At 68.0% G+C, this 503-nt stretch carries 1 protein-coding gene; it reads right to left on the reverse strand.

From position 1 onward, the window contains the following. Window positions 1-503: hypothetical protein (locus IE187_RS21215; RefSeq protein ID WP_229839655.1), on the reverse strand; the 503-nt coding region annotated here is incomplete at both ends.

Consider the following 503-nt stretch of genomic DNA (forward strand, 5'->3'; position numbering starts at 1 on the left):
GATGCTATCACGCTCGGCTTCGAGTTCGGCGACGTGGTGGTCGGCGGCGTCCTTGGCGGCTGCAGTCTCGGCAAGCGCTCCTGCGATACGATCGCGCTCGGTTTCGAGTTCGGCGACGGTAGTGTTGGCGGCGTCCTTGGCGGCTGCAGTCTCGGCAAGTGTTGCGGCGATGCTATCACGCCCGGCTTCGAGTTCGGCGACGTGGTGGTCGGCGGCGTCCTTGGCGGCTGCAGTCTCGGCAAGTGTTGCGGCGATGCTATCACGCTCGGCTTCGAGTTCAGCGACGTTGCGGTCGGCGGCGTCCTTGGCGGCCGCCGTCTCGGCGAGCGCTCCGGCGATACGATCGCGCTCGGTTTCGAGTTCAGCGAAGTGGTGATCGGCGGCGTCCTTGGCGGCCGCGGTGTCGGCAAGCGCTCCGGCGATGCGATCACGCTCGGCTTCGAGTTCGGCGACGTGGTGGTCGGCGGCGTCCTTGGCGGCTGCAGTCTCGGCAAGCGTTGCGG

Source organism: Sphingomonas glacialis (assembly GCF_014653575.1).
GTDB classification, from domain to species: domain Bacteria; phylum Pseudomonadota; class Alphaproteobacteria; order Sphingomonadales; family Sphingomonadaceae; genus Sphingomonas; species Sphingomonas glacialis.